Source organism: Streptomyces sp. NPDC002773 (assembly GCF_040295605.1).
Lineage (GTDB): Bacteria > Actinomycetota > Actinomycetes > Streptomycetales > Streptomycetaceae > Streptomyces.
Genome location: NZ_JBEOVO010000005.1, coordinates 315,530 through 334,105, shown reverse-complemented (window position 1 = coordinate 334,105; position 18,576 = coordinate 315,530). Strand labels below are relative to the sequence as shown.

General features: G+C 72.9%; 13 protein-coding genes. 10 read left to right on the top strand and 3 right to left on the bottom strand.

Going from position 1 to position 18,576, the window contains the following annotated elements:
- Positions 1–745 precede the first annotated feature (745 nt).
- Genes ABT034_RS09965 through ABT034_RS09955 form a run of 3 tightly spaced genes read right to left on the bottom strand, consistent with a single transcriptional unit; the run spans position 746 to position 5,522 of the window.
- Entirely contained in the window at positions 746–3,154 is a 2,409-nt protein-coding gene (locus ABT034_RS09965; RefSeq protein ID WP_351213215.1) for a transglutaminase TgpA family protein, read from the bottom strand.
- Positions 3,151–4,506 (bottom strand): DUF58 domain-containing protein, encoded by a 1,356-nt coding sequence (locus ABT034_RS09960; protein ID WP_351213213.1) that lies wholly within the window; start codon positions 4,504–4,506, stop codon positions 3,151–3,153. Before ABT034_RS09960 ends, ABT034_RS09965 begins: the two co-directional genes overlap by 4 nt.
- Positions 4,506–5,522: an AAA family ATPase gene (locus tag ABT034_RS09955; protein WP_351213211.1), complete on the bottom strand. Its 1,017-nt coding sequence runs from the start codon at positions 5,520–5,522 to the stop codon at positions 4,506–4,508. The genes ABT034_RS09960 and ABT034_RS09955 overlap by 1 nt, the downstream gene beginning before the upstream one ends.
- Before the next feature lie 361 nt (positions 5,523–5,883).
- Here ABT034_RS09955 and rsmH point away from each other — a divergent pair, with 361 nt between their 5' ends.
- From rsmH to ABT034_RS09905, 10 genes are read left to right on the top strand one after another with little or no spacing between them, the layout of a single operon-like run.
- Entirely contained in the window at positions 5,884–6,840 is a 957-nt protein-coding gene (gene rsmH / locus ABT034_RS09950) for a 16S rRNA (cytosine(1402)-N(4))-methyltransferase RsmH (protein WP_351213209.1), read from the top strand.
- Positions 6,837–7,589 carry a cell division protein FtsL gene (gene ftsL / locus ABT034_RS35320; protein WP_502972861.1) on the top strand — a complete coding sequence of 251 codons (753 nt, stop codon included), beginning with the start codon at positions 6,837–6,839 and terminating at the stop codon, positions 7,587–7,589. The genes rsmH and ftsL overlap by 4 nt, the downstream gene beginning before the upstream one ends.
- A gap of 7 nt (positions 7,590–7,596) precedes the next feature.
- Positions 7,597–9,582 (top strand): peptidoglycan D,D-transpeptidase FtsI family protein, encoded by a 1,986-nt coding sequence (locus ABT034_RS09940; protein WP_351213207.1) that lies wholly within the window; start codon positions 7,597–7,599, stop codon positions 9,580–9,582.
- Between the two features lie 16 nt (positions 9,583–9,598).
- On the top strand, positions 9,599–11,290 hold the full coding sequence (locus ABT034_RS09935; protein WP_502972859.1) for a UDP-N-acetylmuramoyl-L-alanyl-D-glutamate--2,6-diaminopimelate ligase: 1,692 nt from the start codon (positions 9,599–9,601) through the stop codon (positions 11,288–11,290).
- Between the two features lie 4 nt (positions 11,291–11,294).
- Complete coding sequence (locus tag ABT034_RS09930) at positions 11,295–12,719, top strand: UDP-N-acetylmuramoyl-tripeptide--D-alanyl-D-alanine ligase (RefSeq protein ID WP_351213203.1); 1,425 nt, start codon at positions 11,295–11,297, stop codon at positions 12,717–12,719.
- On the top strand, positions 12,716–13,786 hold the full coding sequence (gene mraY / locus ABT034_RS09925; protein ID WP_351213201.1) for a phospho-N-acetylmuramoyl-pentapeptide-transferase: 1,071 nt from the start codon (positions 12,716–12,718) through the stop codon (positions 13,784–13,786). Before ABT034_RS09930 ends, mraY begins: the two co-directional genes overlap by 4 nt.
- Entirely contained in the window at positions 13,768–15,207 is a 1,440-nt protein-coding gene (gene murD / locus ABT034_RS09920) for a UDP-N-acetylmuramoyl-L-alanine--D-glutamate ligase (RefSeq protein ID WP_351213199.1), read from the top strand. The genes mraY and murD overlap by 19 nt, the downstream gene beginning before the upstream one ends.
- Before the next feature lie 55 nt (positions 15,208–15,262).
- A complete protein-coding gene (gene ftsW, locus ABT034_RS09915; protein WP_351213197.1) occupies positions 15,263–16,603 on the top strand; it encodes a putative lipid II flippase FtsW in 1,341 nt (446 codons plus the stop codon).
- 6 nt (positions 16,604–16,609) lie between these two features.
- A complete protein-coding gene (gene murG, locus ABT034_RS09910; RefSeq protein ID WP_317874287.1) occupies positions 16,610–17,704 on the top strand; it encodes an undecaprenyldiphospho-muramoylpentapeptide beta-N-acetylglucosaminyltransferase in 1,095 nt (364 codons plus the stop codon).
- A 21-nt stretch (positions 17,705–17,725) separates the two neighbouring features.
- Complete coding sequence (locus ABT034_RS09905) at positions 17,726–18,529, top strand: cell division protein FtsQ/DivIB (RefSeq protein WP_351213195.1); 804 nt, start codon at positions 17,726–17,728, stop codon at positions 18,527–18,529.
- The last annotated feature ends 47 nt before the right edge of the window (positions 18,530–18,576 follow it).

Sequence of the window (18,576 nt, the reverse complement as noted above, 5' to 3'; positions counted from 1 at the left end):
TGGCGGAGCCCTGTGCGGGGCCGAGCCCCGTGTGGGCAACTGTTCCGCGGGGGCGGTGCCCACCCGCCCGCACCCCGTCGCGGGCACAACGGCCGGCGCCCACCCGCCCCGCCCCCTCGTTGTGGGCAACTGTTCCGCCGGGGCGGTGCCCACCCGCCCGTACCCCGCCGCGGGCACAACGCCCGGCGGCGCACCCCCGCCCCGGCCCCCTCGTTGTGGGCAACTGTTCCGCTGGGGCGGAACGGGTGGGCACAACGGACGGCGCCCCTTGCCGGGCCTAGGCTCACCGTGCCCTGACCCGCACCCGTGTGCGCCGCGCTGGGCGTGCGGGTCCAGGCACAAGGGGCGGAGGCGCCGCCGAGGGCGCCGTCCCGTGTGCCCACCCGTCCCGCCCTGCGGGACGATTGCCCACACGGCGGTGGGTGGCGGCGCGGGGCTCTGCCCGTACGGGACGCGGGCTCGGCCCGCACGGGGCTCGGCCCGGTACAGGGCTCCGCCCGTCCGGGCGCGGGGCTCGGCCCGCACGGGGCGCCGCGCCCGCACGAGGTGCCGCGCCCGCACGGGGCTCGGCCCCGCACAGGGCTCCGCCCGTCCGGGCGCGGGGCTCGGCCCGCACGGGGTTCCGCGCCCGCACAGGGTGCCGCGCCCGCACAGGGCTCCGCCCGTCCGGGCGCGGGGCTCGGCCCGCACGAGGTGCCGCGCTCGCGCAGGGCTCGGCCCGTGCGGGCGCCGCGTCTCGCTTTTGTCAGTTCGCCTCGCGGGAGGTGCGGTGGAAGGGGGCTGTCGCGCGGGTGGTCAAGGCCTGGCGGCGTAGTGACCAGTTCGTCGACCACTCCGACCACCGCGCCGACACCGCCCAGCGCAACCGCGCCGCCGAGCGCGGTGCCAGGCTCGCCCGGAGCCGGGTGCGCCGGTCCGCGGCGGCGTGGAAGCCCGCACGTACCCGCGCGGCCGATTCCGTCAGGCCCGCCGCCGGGCGCGGCCGAGGCGCGTACAGCATCTCCTCCACCGCCCCCGCCACCCGGTGCACCGCGTCCGCCGCCTCGCCCTTCAGCTCGCCCAGCCGGACGATCCGTGCCGCCGTACTCCTCGGCGTCAGCGACTCGTCCGGCTCGATCCCGTAGTCCCAGGCGGTGTCGTTGATCTCCTGCCAGACCGCGAGCGTCCGTGCCACCGCCTCCCCCGGGCCCAGTCGCCGGGCCTGTACCCGGCTCCGCCAGAGCAGGGGGAGGAAGGGAAGGGAGAGGACCACCAGAGCCGCGAGCGTCAGCAGGACCACCGTCAGGGGATCGGGGCCTGAGCCGTCCGAGGACACGTCGCCCACCGCCGCGTCCGGACCGCAGTCACCGAGCCTCCGCATCTGCGGGGTGCAGCTCTCCGAGGCGCTCGGCGCGGCGGACGGCTGCGCCGAGGCGCTCTGCTGCGGCTGCGCGGGACCGGTGGCCGTACCGGACGGCGTGGTCTCCCGGGTGTACTCGGGGGTGGAGCCCCGCGAGGGGGTCGGCTCGAACCGGGTCCAGCCGGCGCCCTCGAAGTACAGCTCGGGCCACGCGTGCGCGTCCCGGATGCCGACCGAGACCGATCCGTCGGTCTGCGTCGTGCCCGGCATGAAGCCCACGGCGACCCGGGCCGGGATGCCGAGCGAGCGGGCCATCGCCGCCATGGAGAAGGAGAAGTGGACGCAGAAGCCCTCCTTGTCCTTCAGGAACCGGGAGATCGCCTGGACCCCGGTGCCGGACTCCACCTCGACGTCGTAGCGGAAGCCGCCGTCCCGGGCGAACCAGTCCTGGAGCTTCACCGCCTGCTCGTAGTCGTTGCCCGCGCCCCGGGTGACCCGCAGCGCGGTGGCCTTCACATCGGCCGGGAGCGAGGTCGGGACCTTGGTGTACTCGGCGAGGAGCTTCTCCGGGGCGGGCCCGGCCGCGGCCAGCTGCTCCGGCGTCGGCCGCACGTCCAGGCTGGAGACCTGGTAGCGGACGCCCCGGGTGGTCTGCTTGTCGTCGCCGACGAGCATCCGGCCGGCCGGCTCGTACCGCCAGCGCCCCTCGATGTCGACCCGGCCGGCCGGGTACGGCATGGGCAGCCACTTCTGCTCGTAGCCGTCGGAGGCGACGAAGTTGCTGGTCACCTCGGTGATCTTGACGTCCTGGGCGAGCCCCTGCGGCCACGGCAGCTGCTCGGGCACGTCCTCGATCGGACGGACCGAGGACTTCCACGAGGTGCCGTCGAACTGGTCGAGCGCGACGAGCCGCAGATAGAGGCCGGAGGTGTCGCGCGCGTTGGTCCGGTAGCGCAGGACCTCCCGGTCCTCCTGCTGGCGCAGATTGTCCTGGAGGGAGACCAGCGGGTTCACGGCCGAGATCGTGCCGCCCTTGCCGGTCCCCCCGGTGCCCTCGCCGACGCCGCCGCCGAACAGACCGCCGGTGAAGCCGGGCAGCGCGAGCGGGACCACCAGGGCGACGCCCATGGCCACGGCGCCGATCCGGCGTCCCGTACGGGCCGGGGCGAAGGCGGGGCCGCCGCTCCCGACGGTCGTACCGGGCCGGCCGGAGCGCTGGGCGCCGCCGAAGACCCGCCCCCACTGGGAGAGCCGGTCGCGGCCCTCCGCGAGGAGCAGCAGCAGATAGCCGGAGGCCGCGAGGAGGAACCAGAGCCAGCCCGCGCCGCCGCCGGAAAGTCCGGCCGCCACCGAGTACAGGGCGAGCAGCGGGAGACCGGCCGGGGCCGCCTTGCGGAAGGTGACCGCGAGGGTGTCCACGAGGAGACCGATCGTGACCACGCCGCCGACCAGCATGAGCCGGATGCCGTCGGTGTCCGGCGCGGGGATCGCGTACTGGCCGACGTCCTCGGCGCCCGCCCGGAACAGGTCGGCGGCGTGCGTCCAGACCTGCGGGCCGGGAAGGAACCAGAGGATCGCCTGCTCCCGGGCGAAGATCACGGTCAGCGCGAGCAGCGCGACGGCGGTCTGGGCGAGCAGGGTCAGCGGCCGGGCGAGCGGTGCCCGCCTGGCCAGCGTGCCCGCACCGCTCACCAGGGCGAGGACGAAGGCCGCCGTGAAGATCCAGGTGGCCGGCTTCACCAGGGGGAGCAGCGCTCCGGCCCCCATCAGGGTGGCGCCCCAGGCGGCCAGGGTCAGCCGTGCGCGCCCGCTCATGACCATCCTCCGTAGGTGTCGGCGGCGGCGGACTCCGCGCGGACTCCGGCCGCCTGCTGCCACAGATCGGCGAGCCGCGCCCCGGGCGGCACGGCCAGCGCCGTCCAGCCCGCCTCGCGCAGCTTCCGTACCCGGTCCTCGACGGCCCCGGCGACCGAGCCGCCGGTCAGCCAGGTCCCGGAGTCCAGGACGAAGGCGACGGCCGCGCCGGCGCGGCCCCGCATCCGGGCGGTGAGGGCCGCCTGCTCCTCGTCGAGGTCGCCGACGAAGGCGATGAGGAGTCCCTCGTCGCCGCCCCGCAGCACGTCGGAGGCCCGGGAGAGGCCACCGCCCTCGGAGTGGTCGACGACCGCGAGGGTGTCCATGAGCAGCCCGGCCGCCTCGGCCGAGTCCTGGGCCGAGCCGGCGAAGCCCTCGGCGCCCTCGCCGGGCACCGCGCTGCCGGTGTCGGTGACCAGCCGGACGGCGTAACCCCGCTCCAGCATGTGCACCAGGGAGGACGCGGCTCCGGAGACCGCCCACTCGAACGCGGAGTCCGGTCCCGCGCCCTGGTAGGCGACCCGGCGGGTGTCGAGGAGCACGGTGCAGCGGGCCCGCCGCGGCTGCTCCTCGCGGCGGACCATCAGCTCGCCGTAGCGGGCGGTGGAACGCCAGTGCACCCGGCGCAGGTCGTCACCGTGGCGGTAGGCGCGCGGAATGATGTCGTCGTCGCCGGCGAGGGCGAGCGAGCGCTGCTGCCCGTCGCCGTACCCCGAGGTCTCGCCGGCGAGCTTCACCGGCGGCAGGCTCTCGGTCCTCGGCACGACGGTGAGGGTGTCGTACGCGCTGAAGGAGCGGGTCAGCTCGCACATGCCGAACGGGTCGTTGAGCCGCAGCTGGAGCGGGCCGAGCGGGAAGCGGCCGCGCAGGTCGGAGCGGACCCGGTAGGACACCTCGCGCCGCCCGGCCGCCTCGACGCGGTCGAGGACGAAACGGGGGCGGGGCCCCAGCATGTACGGCACGTTGTCCTGGAGCATGAGCAGCCCGGTGGGCAGCTTGGAGACGTTCTCCATCCGCAGCTGGACCCGGGCCTCGGTGCCCGCCTCCACCCGCTGGGGGGTGAGCCGGCGGGAGGCCGCGACCCGGTAGCGGGTGCGGTGCAGCACGAGGACGCAGATCAGCGGCAGCGCGGCGAGCAGCAGCCCGACGCGCAGCAGGTCGGCCTGGCCGAGGACGTACGCGCAGCCGGCGGCGGCCACCCCGGCGGCGAGGAAGGAGCGGCCACGGGTGGTGAGACCGCCGAGGGCGGTCCGCAGACCGCCCCGGTCGTCCTCGTCGCCCCGCTGTCCGTCCGGTACGGCAGCGCCTCCCATCACAGCCGCCGGGCGCCGGGCTGCTGGCCGTAGAGCGGTCCGGCGGGCGGGGCCGCGGCCGGGACGGGGGTGCGGTGCAGGATGTCCTGGACGACCTGCTCGGCGGTACGGCGGTTCAGCTGGGCCTGTGCCGTCGGCAGCAGCCGGTGGGCGAGGACGGGTGCGGCGAGGGCCTGGAGGTCGTCGGGCAGCACGTACTCGCGGCCGCTGAGCGCGGCGGAGGCCTTGGCGGCCCGCAGCAGGTGGAGCGTGGCCCGCGGGGAGGCGCCGAGGCGCAGGTCGGGGTGGGTGCGGGTGGCGGAGACGATCTCGACCGCGTACCGCCGTACGGCGTCGGCGACGTGGACCGCGCGCACCGCCTCGATCAGCTTGAGGATGTCGTGGGCGTGCGCGACCGGCTGGAGGTCGTCCAGCGGGGAGACCGAGCCGTGCACGTCGAGCATCTGGAGCTCGGCCTCCGCGCTCGGGTAGCCGATGGAGACCCGGGCCATGAAGCGGTCGCGCTGGGCCTCGGGCAGCGGGTACGTGCCCTCCATCTCGACCGGGTTCTGCGTGGCGACCACCATGAACGGGCTGGGCAGCTCGTAGGTCTGGCCGTCGACGGTGACCTGGCGCTCCTCCATCGACTCCAGGAGCGCGGACTGGGTCTTCGGCGAGGCGCGGTTGATCTCGTCGCCGATCACGATCTGCGCGAAGATCGCGCCCGGCTTGAACTCGAAGTCCCGGCGCTGCTGGTCGAAGATCGACACGCCGGTGACGTCCGAGGGCAGCAGGTCGGGGGTGAACTGGATGCGGCGCACCGAGCAGTCGATGGACCGGGCCAGGGTCTTGGCGAGCATGGTCTTGCCGACGCCGGGGACATCCTCGATGAGGAGGTGCCCCTCGGCGAGCAGCACGGTCAGCGAAAGCCGTACGACCTCGGGCTTGCCCTCGATCACACTCTCCACCGATCTGCGGACCCGCTCCGCAGTGGTGGTCAGATCAGTGAGGCTCGCTCGATCGTCATAGGTCGTCACCCGGCCCTCCTCGGCCTTCCGGAACACGGACACCTGCCCCCGGTGGAAACGTCGGGGGGTGTCACCCGTGCATTCTTGTTCGCATGGCCGGGTCGTGTCACTCGCCTCTGGACAAGCGCGAGGGATATGCCGGGCTTTGGGTGCTTACGCCGAGTCGCCGGGGGCCGAGATCGGCCTGGTCCGGCGCCGTGCGACGCGCCAGCCGGTTGATTGACCGGCGGGTCCCGTGGACTAAAGTGACGCGGAGTTCACGGAGACAACGAGCGATTCCCGCGGTTTCTCCCCCCGTGTGTGCGGCGGTACCTCCGGCTCGGCCTCCTTCCGCTCGCCGGTACCTCCGCGCCGGATCTGAGAGGGCGCATTGAGCAACGACCGACACGTCCCGGTCATGCTCCAGCGGTGCCTGGACATGTTGGCCCCCGCCCTTGAGCGCCCCGGCGCGGTCGTCGTCGACTGCACCCTGGGCCTCGGCGGCCACAGCGAGGCACTCCTGAAGCGGTTCCCCGAGGCGCGGCTCGTCGCCCTCGACCGGGACAAGGAGGCCCTGCGGCTCTCCGGTGAACGGCTCGCCCCGTACGGGGAGCGCGCCACCCTCGTCCACGCCGTGTACGACGAGCTGCCCGAGGTCCTCGACCGGCTCGGCATCCCCGCGGTCGACGGCATCCTGTTCGACCTGGGCGTCTCCTCCATGCAGCTGGACGAGGCCGACCGCGGCTTCGCCTACGCCCAGGACGCCCCGCTCGACATGCGCATGGACCAGACGACCGGGATCAGCGCGGCCGAGGTCCTCAACACCTACCCGGCCGGTGAACTGGTCCGCATCCTGCGCGCGTACGGCGAGGAGAAGCAGGCCAAGCGGATCGTCTCCGCGGTCGTGCGCGAGCGCGAGAAGGAGCCGTTCAGCAACAGCGCCCGGCTCGTCGAGCTCATCCGCGACTCCCTGCCGCAGGCCGCCAAGCGGACCGGAGGCAACCCGGCCAAGCGCACCTTCCAGGCGCTGCGCATCGAGGTCAACGGCGAGCTGACCGTCCTGGAGCAGGCGATCCCGGCGGCCGTGAAGGCCCTCGGAGTCGGCGGCCGGATCGCGGTCCTCTCGTACCACTCCCTTGAGGACCGGCTGGTCAAGCAGGTCTTCGCGGCCGGCGCGGCGACCACGGCCCCGCCCGGTCTGCCGGTCGTCCCGGAGAAGTACCAGCCCCGTCTGAAGCTGCTCACCAGGGGCGCCGAGCTGCCGACCGAGGAGGAGGTCGCCGAGAACCGGCGCGCCGCCCCGGCCCGGCTGCGGGGCGCCGAGCGGATCCGGGAAGACGTCCTGTGAGTACGGCGAAGGGGCCGCTCAAAGGGCGGGCCGCGCGGCTCGGACGGCTCATGCCGTCGGGGCCGAGCTCGGCCGCCCGCACCCCCTTCGTCCTGCTTGTCGTGGTGCTGCTCGGCGGTGGTCTGATCAGCCTGCTCCTGCTGAACTCGGCCCTCAACCAGGGGTCCTTCAAGCTCAACGAGCTCAAGGACAGGACCACCGAACTCACCGACGAGGAGCAGGCGCTCCAGCGGGACGTCGACGACTACGCCGCGCCCGACGCGCTCGAGCGGCGGGCCCGCGAGCTCGGCATGGTCCCTGGCGGCAGCCCCGCCTTCCTCGGCCCGGACGGCAAGGTGCTCGGCGAGCCGTCGGTCGCGGTGGCCCCGAAGCCGAGCCCCACGCCGAGCGCGTCCGCCACGGCGACGCCCCCGCCGGCCGGCGCCCCGGGCTCCCCGACGCCGCCGGCGAACTCCGCCACGCCGGGGACCGACGCCGGCACGGCGGCCACGGACACGGGTACCGCCGCGGGCGTCGATCCCGCCACGGCCACCGGTACCGACGCGGGCGTCGACCCCGCCACGGCGGCCGACACGCCGGGCACGGCCGCGGGCACCGCGAACGACACGCCGACCGGGGCCGACCAGACCGGGGCCGACCAGACCGGCACCGACCAGACAGGTACCGCCGAGTCCGGCGCCGATCAAACCGGCACCGACCAGTCCGCCCCCACCGCCCCCGCCACCACCCCCACAACCTTCGGCAGGTGACCGAGCAGTGCCCTCGAAGGAGCCCCCGCGCCGCCGCGTGCCCGGTCCCGCCCGGCCCGCGCGCCCCCGGCCCGCCTCCGCGGGGGCCCGCCAGCCCCGGCCCGAACCGCGCCGCCCGGCCGCGAAGCGGACCGCGCCACGGCCCCCGGCCCGGCAGCCCCGCACCATCCGGCTCGGCAGCCCGCGGCCCCGGCTGCGGCTGATCTCCCTCGGTCTGACGCTCGTGATGGTGGCCTTCGTGGTGCGGCTGCTCCAGGTCCAGGCCGTCGACGCCAGCGCGTACGCCGCCAAGGCCGACAAGTACCGCTTCCAGGAGTACACGCTCTCCGCCGAGCGGGGCGAGATCACCGACCGCAACGGCATCGCGCTCGCCGCCAGCGTCGACGCGTACGACATCACGGCCGACCCCAAGCTCTTCACGCCCGAGGAGTCCAAGGTCCCCGACGCGCCCGAGCAGGCCGCCGCCCTCCTCGCCCCCCTCCTCGGCAAGGAGCCCGCGGAGATCGCGAAGAAGCTCCGGACCCCCAAGTCCCGCTACACCCTGCTGGCCCGCAAGCAGACCCCGCAGGTCTGGAACCAGATCAAGGACCTCAGGAAGGTCTACGCGCAGAAGTCCCAGCCCTCCGCGGGCGGCAACGGGATCAACCTCCTCGGCGGCATCCTCAGCGAGCCCAGCAGCAAGCGCGTGTACCCGAACGGCGAACTCGCCGCCGGGATACTGGGATACGTCAACGCCGAGGGCCGGGGCGCCGGCGGCGTGGAGTCGATGCTCGACCCGGAACTCGCGGGCAAGGACGGCAAGATCCGCTTCACCCAGTCCGGCGGCCGCCAGGTGCCGACCGCGGGCTCCCAGGGCACCCCCGCCGTCCCCGGCTCCGACATCGAGCTGACCATCGACCGGGACATCCAGTGGGCCGCCCAGCAGGCCATCACCGAGCAGGTGAAGAAGTCCAAGGCCGACCGGGGTTACGTCATCGTGCAGAACACGAGGACCGGCGAGGTCCTCGCCATGGCCAACGCCCCCGGCTTCGACCCCAACGACCTCTCCGCCGCCAACGCCGCCTCCATGGGCAACGCCGCCCTCCAGGACGCCTACGAGCCCGGCTCCACCAGCAAGGTCATGTCCATGGCCGCCGTCCTGGAGGAGGGCAAGGCGGCCCCCGACACCCATGTCACCGTCCCCAACCGGCTCCACCGCGGCGACCGGCTCTTCAAGGACGACGTCGACCACAAGACCTGGTACCTGACCCTCAACGGCGTCCTCGCCAAGTCCAGCAACATCGGCACGATCCTCGCCACCGGCCAGCTCGGCGCCGACCAGGCCGAGTCCAACCGGATCCTGGACTCGTACCTCCGCAAGTTCGGCATGGGCAGCCCCACCGGCCTCGACTACCCCGGCGAGACGCCCGGCATCCTCGCCGAGCCCCAGAACTGGTCCACCTCGCAGCAGTACACGATCCCCTTCGGCCAGGGCCTCTCCCTCAACGCCATGCAGGCCGCCTCCGTCTACTCGACCATCGCCAACGGAGGCGTACGCGTCGCACCGACCCTCGTCCGCGGCACCAAGGGCCCCGACGGCCGCTTCACCCCTGCCCCCGCGCCCAAGGAGAACCGGGTCGTCAGCGAGAAGACCGCCAAGACCCTCGCCCAGATGCTGGAGTCCGTCGTCGACGACAGGGAGGGCACCGGAACCAGGGCCGCGATCCCCGGCTACCGCGTCGCCGGCAAGACCGGTACCGCCAACCGCGTCGATCCCGAACTCGGCCGCTACAAGGGCTACACCGCCTCCTTCGCCGGCTTCGCCCCCGCCGACGACCCGCAGATCACCGTCTACTGCGCCATCCAGAACCCCACCAAGGGCAGCTACTTCGGCGGCCAGATCTGCGGACCCATCTACAAGAAGGTCATGGAGTTCGCCCTCAAGACCCTCCACGTCGCCCCCTCGGGGAGCGCACCCGCCCGACTGCCGGTCACCTTCGAACCCACCCCGTGACACTCCGGGAGCACCAGTGACAACGATCACCCCCCATTCCGGGAACCGGAAATCGAACTCCGGCGAGGCCCCGGGCCGTTTTGGCCCCCCACAGGGTGCGCCCGGTACGCTCACCGCCGTGCCACACGCTGATCAGTACCGAACCGCCCCGCCCCGGCCGGAGCAGGCCCGCCCGACACCCCTGGGCGACCTGGCCGCCCAGCTGGGGGTCGACGCCCCCCTGGACGCCGAGATCTCGGGCATCACCCACGACTCGCGGGCCGTGCGCCCCGGCGACGTGTACGCGGCCCTGCCCGGCGCCCGCGCTCACGGCGCCGACTTCGTCGCCCAGGCCGCGGGCCTCGGCGCCGCCGCGATCCTCACCGACCCGGCGGGCGCCGAGCGCGCCGCCGCGACCGGCCTGCCGGTCCTGGTCGTCGAGAACCCGCGCGGCCGGATGGGCGAACTCGCCGCCGAGATCTACGGGCGGCCCGGCGCCGACCTCCTCCAGATCGGCATCACCGGTACCTCGGGCAAGACCACCACGGCCTACCTCGTCGAGGGCGGTCTTCGGGGCGCCGGACTCCACACCGGCCTCGTCGGCACCGTGGAGATGCGGATCGGCGACGAGCGCATCAAGTCGGAGCGGACCACCCCCGAGGCCACCGACCTCCAGGCGCTCTTCGCCGTCATGCGCGAGCGGGGCGTCGACGCGGTCGCCATGGAGGTCTCCAGCCACGCCCTCGTGCTCGGCCGGGTCGACGGCTGCGTCTTCGACGTCGCCGTCTTCAACAACCTCAGCCCGGAGCACATGGAGTTCCACTCCGACATGGACGACTACTACCGGGCGAAGGCCGGGCTCTTCACGCCCGAGCGCAGCCGCCTCGGCGTGGTCAACCTCGACGACGCCTACGGCCGCAGGCTCGTGGCGGACGCGACCGTCCCGATCGTCACCTTCTCCGCCGAGGGCCGCGCCGACGCCGACTGGCGCGCCGAGGACCTCGTCCTCGGCTCCCACGACTCGACGTTCACCGCCGTCGGCCCCGAGGGCGTACGGATCCCCGCCACGGCGCCGCTGCCCGGCCCGTTCAACGTCGCCAACACCCTTGCCGCGATCGCCACCCTCGCCGTCGCGGGCGTCGACCCCAAGAGCGCCGCCGAGGGCGTCGCCGCCGTCCCCGGCGTACCGGGCCGGCTGGAGCGGGTCGACGCCGGCCAGCCGTACCTCGCGGTCGTCGACTACGCGCACAAGACGGACGCCGTCGAATCGGTCCTGCGCTCCCTGCGCGAGGTCACCGAGGGCAGGCTGCACGTGGTCATCGGCTGCGGCGGCGACCGGGACACCACCAAGCGCGGCCCGATGGGCGCCGCCGCGGCCCGGCTCGCCGACACCGCCGTCCTCACCTCCGACAACCCCCGCTCCGAGGACCCGCTCGTGATCCTCAGCGCCATGCTCGCCGGCGCCGCGGACGTGCCGGCGGCGGAGCGGGGCGACGTCCTGGTCGAACCCGACCGGGCCGCCGCCATCGCGGCCGCCATCGCCCGCGCGCGGCCCGGCGACACCGTCCTGGTCGCCGGCAAGGGCCACGAGCAGGGCCAGGAGATCGCCGGAGTGGTCCGCCCCTTCGACGACCGCGAGGTCCTGCGCGCCGCGATCCTCGAACGAAACGCCCAGGCCGCCCCCTCGGGCGGCAGCGCCGAAGCCCGTCACCAGAACAGTCAGGGATGAAGCAGTGATCGCCCTCTCCCTCGCCGAGATCGCCGAAATCGTCGGCGGGCAGGCGCACGACATACCGGATCCGGCCGCCCGGATCACCGGGCCCGTCGTCATCGACTCCCGCGAGGTGCGGGCCGGCAGCCTCTTCGCGGCCTTCGCCGGTGAGCACGTCGACGGCCACGACTACGCGGAGCGGGCCGTCGCCGCGGGTGCGACGGCCGTCCTGGCCGCTCGCCCCGTCGGCGTCCCCGCCCTCGTCGTCGACGACGTCCAGACCGCTCTCGGGGCCCTCGCCCGCGCGGTCGTCGAACGGCTCGGCACCGATGTCGTCGCCCTCACCGGCTCGGCGGGCAAGACCTCCACCAAGGACCTGATCGCCCAGGTCCTCGACCGGCACGCCCCCACCGTGTGGACGCCCGGCTCGCTCAACAACGAGATCGGCCTGCCGCTCACCGCGCTCCGCGCGAGCGACGAGACCCGGCACCTGGTCCTGGAGATGGGCGCCCGCGGCATCGGACACATCCGCTACCTCACCGGCCTCACCCCGCCGCGTATCGGACTCGTCCTCAACGTGGGCACCGCGCACATCGGCGAGTTCGGCGGCCGGGAGCAGATCGCCCAGGCCAAGGGCGAGCTCGTCGAGGCGCTGCCGTCGGCCGAGGAGGGCGGGGTGGCGGTCCTCAACGCCGACGACCCGCTCGTCCGCGCGATGGCGAGCCGCACCAAGGCCCGCGTGATCCTGTTCGGCGAAGCGGACGAAGCGGCCGTACGGGCCGAGAACGTCCACCTCACAGACTCCGGACGGCCCGCTTTCCGGCTTCACACACCCACCGGGTGCAGTGACGTGACCTTGCGCCTGTACGGTGAGCACCACGTGTCGAACGCGCTCGCAGCGGCCGCCGTCGCGCACGAGTTGGGCATGCCTGTCGAGGAGATCGCCACCGCGCTCTCCGAGGCCGGCACCCTGTCGCGCTGGCGCATGGAGGTCACCGAGCGTCCGGACGGCGTGACGATCGTCAACGACGCCTACAACGCGAACCCCGAGTCCATGCGAGCCGCCCTGCGCGCGCTCGCGGCCATGGGCAGGGCCGCACAGGCCCGAGGGGCTCGTACGTGGGCGGTGCTCGGCAAGATGGCCGAGCTCGGTGACGCATCGCTCGTCGAGCACGACGCGGTCGGACGGCTCGCCGTCCGGCTCAACGTCAGCAAGCTCGTCGCGGTCGGGGACAGGGAAGCGTCCTGGCTGCAACTGGGCGCATATAACGAGGGTTCGTGGGGTGAGGAGTCGGTGCACGTGTCCGACGCGCAGGCGGCTGTCGACCTGTTGCGCAGTGAGCTGCGCCCGGGGGACGTCGTCCTTGTGAAGGCTTCCAGGTCGGTCGGCCTCGAACAGGTCGCGCTGGCGCTCCTCGACACCGAGGGCGAGGTCACCGGCCGATGAGGCAGATCCTCTTCGCGGGGGCCATCGGGCTCTTCCTGACCCTGATCGGCACCCCGCTGCTGATCAAGCTCCTCGCCCGCAAGGGATACGGGCAGTTCATCCGTGACGACGGCCCGCGCGGCCACGCCGGGAAGAAGGGCACGCCCACCATGGGCGGCATCTCCTTCATCCTGGCCACGCTCATCGCGTACGCGCTGGCCAAGGTCATCACCGGCGAACCCATCTCGTACTCCGGGGTGCTGGTCCTCTTCCTGATGGCCGGCATGGGCCTGGTCGGGTTCCTCGACGACTACATCAAGATCGTCAAGCAGCGTTCGCTCGGTCTGCGGGCCAAGGCGAAGATGGCCGGACAGCTGATCGTGGGCATCGCGTTCGCCGTGCTCGCGCTCCAGTTCTCCGACGCGCGCGGCCTCACCCCGGCCTCCGAGAAGCTCTCCTTCATCACGGACTTCGGCTGGACCATCGGCCCGGTGCTCTTCGTGATCTGGGCGCTCTTCATGATTCTCGCCATGTCCAACGGCGTGAACCTGACGGACGGTCTGGACGGCCTGGCCACGGGCGCGTCGGTGATGGTCTTCGGCGCGTACACCTTCATCGGGCTCTGGCAGTTCCAGGAGTCCTGCGCCAACGCGCTGACCCTCACCAACCCGAACGCCTGCTTCGAGGTCCGCGACCCGCTCGACCTCGCGGTCGTCGCCTCCGCGCTGATGGGCTCCTGCTTCGGCTTCCTCTGGTGGAACACCTCGCCCGCCAAGATCTTCATGGGTGACACCGGCTCGCTCGCCCTCGGCGGCGCCCTCGCCGGTCTCGCCATCTGCTCCCGTACGGAGCTGCTGCTGGCCCTGCTCGGCGGCCTGTTCGTGCTGATCACGCTGTCCGTGGTCATCCAGGTCGGCTCGTTCAAGATGACCGGCAAGCGCGTCTTCCGGATGGCACCCCTCCAGCACCACTTCGAACTCAAGGGGTGGTCCGAGGTCCTTGTCGTCGTCCGGTTCTGGATCATCCAGGGCATGTGCGTGATCGTGGGCCTGGGCCTCTTCTACGCGGGATGGGCATCGTCGAAGTGACAGAACAGCTCGACTGGAACGGCAAGAACGTCACCGTCGCGGGGCTCGGGGTGTCCGGCATCCCGGCCGCCCGCGTCCTGCACGGGCTCGGCGCACGCGTGACCGTCGTCAACGACGGCGACGACGAGCGCTCCCGGGCGCAGGCCGCCGCACTGGAGGCGGAGGGCATCACCGTCCGCCTCGGCGACGGGGCGACCCTGCCGACCGGCACCGAGCTGATCGTCACCACCCCCGGCTGGCGGCCCGACAAGCCGCTCTTCACGGCCGCCGCCGAGGCGGGCGTGGAGATCTGGGGCGACGTCGAGCTGGCCTGGCGCCTCCGCGGCCCCGATGCCGCTCCCTGGCTCGCGGTCACCGGCACCAACGGCAAGACCACGACCGTGCGGATGCTCGCCTCGATCCTGGAGGCGGCGGGACTGCGGACCGCCGCCGTCGGCAACATCGGCGTCTCGCTCCTCGACGCCGTCCTCGGCGAGGAGCAGTACGACGTGCTCGCCGTCGAGCTGTCCAGCTACCAGCTCCACTGGGCGCCGTCCGTCCGCGTCCACTCGGCCGCCGTGCTCAACCTGGCGCCCGACCACCTCGACTGGCACGGCTCGATGGAGGCGTACGCCGCCGACAAGGGCCGGATCTACGAGGGCAACCAGGTCGCCTGCGTCTACAACGCCGCCGACAAGGCGACCGAGGACCTGGTCCGCGAGGCCGACGTCGAGGAGGGCTGCCGGGCCATCGGCTTCACCCTCGGCACCCCCGGCCCGTCCGACCTCGGCGTCGTCGAGGGCATCCTCGTCGACCGGGCCTTCGTGGAGAACCGGCAGAAGAACGCCCAGGAGCTGGCCGAGGTCGCCGACGTCCAGCCGCCGGCCCCGCACAACATCGCCAACGCGCTCGCCGCCGCCGCCCTCGCCCGCGCCTTCGGCGTCGACGCCAAGGCCGTACGGGACGGCCTGAGGGCCTTCCGGCCCGACCCGCACCGGATCGAACTGGTCGAGGAGGTCCAGGGAGTCACGTACGTCGACGACTCCAAGGCCACCAACACCCACGCCGCGGAAGCCTCGTTGGCGGCCTACGACCCGATCGTCTGGATCGCCGGCGGACTCGCCAAGGGCGCGACCTTCGACGAGCTCGTAAGGAAGTCGGCGAAGCGCCTGCGCGGGGCCGTCCTGATCGGCGCCGACCGCGCCCTGATCCGCGAAGCCCTGGCGCGACACGCCCCGGAGGTCCCGGTAGTCGACCTCGACCGGACCGACACTGGGGCGATGTCCGAGGCGGTCCGCGAGGCGACCCGTCTCGCCCGCCCGGGGGACACGGTGCTCCTCGCCCCGGCCTGCGCCTCGATGGACATGTACACCAACTACAACAAGCGCGGCGAAGCCTTCGCGGACGCGGTCCGCGCCCTCGCCGCCACCGGGGACGCCTGACCTGACCAGTGGGAAGGTCCGGCAGGACCGGGCTCGACCGGAGGGGGCAGCGACCATGCCGAGCAAGATCGCAGGGACACGCCGGCCTTCCGCCGTACGCGGCGGAGGGCGGGCGCCCGCGCCCCCGCGGCGACCGGGGGGCGGGGGAGCCCGGCGGCTGTACGAGCGGGCGCTGAAGGCCTGGGACCGGCCGCTCACGGCGTACTACGTGATCATCGGCGCGGCTCTGCTCATCACCATGCTCGGCCTGGTGATGGTCTACTCCGCCTCGATGATCACGGCGCTCCGCTACGAGCTGGTGCCCTCGTACTTCTTCCGCAAGCAGTTCTTCGCCGCGCTCCTCGGCACCGGGCTGCTGCTCGTCGCCTCGCGGATGCCGGTGAAGCTGCACCGGGCCCTCGCGTACCCGATCCTGGTCGGCGCGGTCTTCCTGATGGTGCTCGTGCAGATCCCGGGGATAGGGCATTCCGTCGGCGGCAACCAGAACTGGATCTCCCTCGGTGGCCCGTTCATGCTCCAGCCCAGCGAGTTCGGCAAGCTGGCGCTGATCCTGTGGGGGGCCGACCTGCTCGCCCGCAAACAGGACATGAAGCTGCTCACCCAGTGGAAGCACATGCTGGTGCCGCTGGTCCCCGGTACCTTCATGCTGCTCGGGCTCATCATGCTCGGCGGCGACATGGGCACCGCGATCATCCTCACCGCGATCCTGTTCGGCCTGCTGTGGACGGCCGGAGCCCCCACCCGGCTCTTCGTCGGCGTGCTCGCGGTGGCCGGCGCCCTCGGGGCGCTGCTCATCAAGACGAGCCCGCACCGGATGGACCGCTTCCAGTGCATCGGGGCATCCGACCCCGGTGGCGAGGGAGCCCCCTGCCTCCAGGCCGCGCACGGAATCTATGCTCTGGCCTCGGGCGGATGGTTCGGTTCCGGACTCGGTGCGAGCATCGAGAAATGGGGCCAACTGCCCGAAGCGCACACCGACTTCATCTTCGCTGTCACCGGTGAGGAACTGGGTCTCGCGGGGACGTTGTCGGTACTCGCCCTGTTCGCGGCTCTAGGCTATGCGGGTATCCGCGTGGCCGGAGGCACGGAGGACCCCTTCGTGAGGTTCGCCGCGGGAGGTGTGACCACCTGGATCACGGCTCAGGCCGTGATCAACATGGGTGCGGTGCTCGGTCTGCTGCCGATCGCCGGTGTCCCGCTCCCGTTGTTCTCCTACGGTGGGTCGGCTCTGCTGCCGACCATGTTCGCCGTCGGGCTCCTCATCGCCTTCGCGCGACAGGAACCCGCCGCGAAAGCGGCCCTGGCCATGCGCCGCCCCGGCTGGGGTAAGCGGGCCGGGACGAGATGGAAGTCGATGCGACGGCGCGTCAAGAAGCGCCCGTCCGGAGAGCGGTGAATTTCGGTGCATGTCGTACTCGCCGGCGGGGGGACCGCCGGCCACATCGAGCCGGCGCTGGCCCTCGCGGACGCCCTGCGCAGGCAGGACCCCAGCGTGGGGATCACGGCGCTCGGCACGGAGAAGGGTCTGGAGACCCGGCTCGTGCCCGAGCGCGGCTACGAGTTGGCCCTCATCCCCGCCGTACCGCTGCCCCGCAAGCCCACCCCCGAGCTGATCACCGTCCCCGGACGGCTGCGCGGCACGATCAAGGCGGCCGAGCAGGTCCTCGAGCGCACCAAGGCGGACTGCGTGGTCGGCTTCGGCGGCTATGTGGCCCTGCCCGGCTATCTCGCGGCCAAGCGGCTCGGGGTGCCGATCGTGGTCCACGAGGCCAACGCGCGGCCCGGCCTCGCCAACAAGATCGGTTCGCGGTACGCGGCCGGGGTCGCCGTCGCCACCCCCGACAGCAAGCTCCGCAACTCCCGCTACATCGGCATCCCGCTGCGGCACACCATCGCGACCCTCGACCGGGCGCGGGTGCGTCCCGAGGCGCGCGCCGCCTTCGGGCTCGACCCGAACCTGCCGACGCTGCTCGTCTCCGGCGGCTCGCAGGGCGCCCGGCGGCTCAACGAGGTCGTGCAGCAGATCGCCCCGGTGCTCCAGCGCTCGGGCATCCAGATCCTGCACGCGGTCGGCCCCAAGAACGAAATGCCGCGCGTCGACAACATGCCCGGAATGCCGCCCTACGTGCCGGTACCGTACGTGGACCGGATGGACCTCGCGTACGCCGCGGCCGACATGATGCTCTGCCGGGCGGGCGCGATGACCGTCGCCGAGCTGTCCGCCGTCGGGCTGCCGGCCGCGTACGTCCCGCTGCCCATCGGCAACGGCGAACAGCGGCTCAACGCCCAGCCGGTGGTCAAGGCCGGCGGTGGACTCCTCGTCGACGACGCGGAGCTGACGCCGCAGTGGGTGCAGGGCAACGTCCTGCCCGTACTGGCCGATCCGCACCGGTTGTACGAGATGTCCCGCGCCGCTGCCGAGTTCGGCCGCCGGGACGCCGACGACCTGCTCGTCGGCATGGTGTACGAGGCGATCGCCGCCCGCCGACAGGCGTAGCGGCGGCGAAAGGCGGGAAGCGTGGCAGCCGGACCGACGACCGCCGAGAAGAGCGGCGCGAGCACGTCGAAGGGGTCGTCGCGGGGGCCGTCCCGTACGGGCACCCGGAACCGAAAGTTCCGGGTGCCCGGCACCCGGGTGCTCCTGATCGCGTTCGGCGTGCTCGCCCTCGTGGCCGGCGGTGCCTGGGCGCTCTACGGCTCGACCTGGTTCCGTGTGGAAGATGTGAAGACTTCCGGCGCCGGGGTCCTGACCGCGCGTGAGATCGAGGCGGTCGCCGCCGTGCCGATGGGCGCCCCGCTCGTCTCGGTCGACACCGAGGCCATCGAGGTCCGGCTCCGGCAGAAGCTGCCCCGGATCGAGACGGTGACCGTCGAGCGGTCCTGGCCGCACGGAATCGGGCTGAAAGTGACGGAACGGAAGCCCGTTCTGCTCATCGAAAAGGGCGGAAAGTTCATCGAAGTGGACGCGACCGGTGTCCGGTTCGCCACCGTCGCCACCGCCCCCCGCGGCGTCCCCCGGCTCGTCCTCGACAGCGCCTCCTCTCCGAGCCTGCGCCGCTTCGCCGCGGACCGGCTGCTCCGGGAGGCCGTCCGCGTCCGGGGTGAACTCCCGGCGGAAATCGCCCGGGACACTCGTGTCGTACGCGTCACCTCGTACGACTCCGTCACTCTGGAGCTGACCGGGGGGCGCACCGTCCTCTGGGGCAGCGGCGAGCACGGCCCGGTCAAGGCCCGGGTGCTCACCGCGCTCCTGAAGGCCACTCCCAAAGCGGGGCACTTCGATGTAAGTGCCCCCACGGCGCCCGCATCGTCCGGGAGTTGACGGGTATCGCCCCTGGCCAGCACCCTGGTTGGCCAGCGCTACGGGTG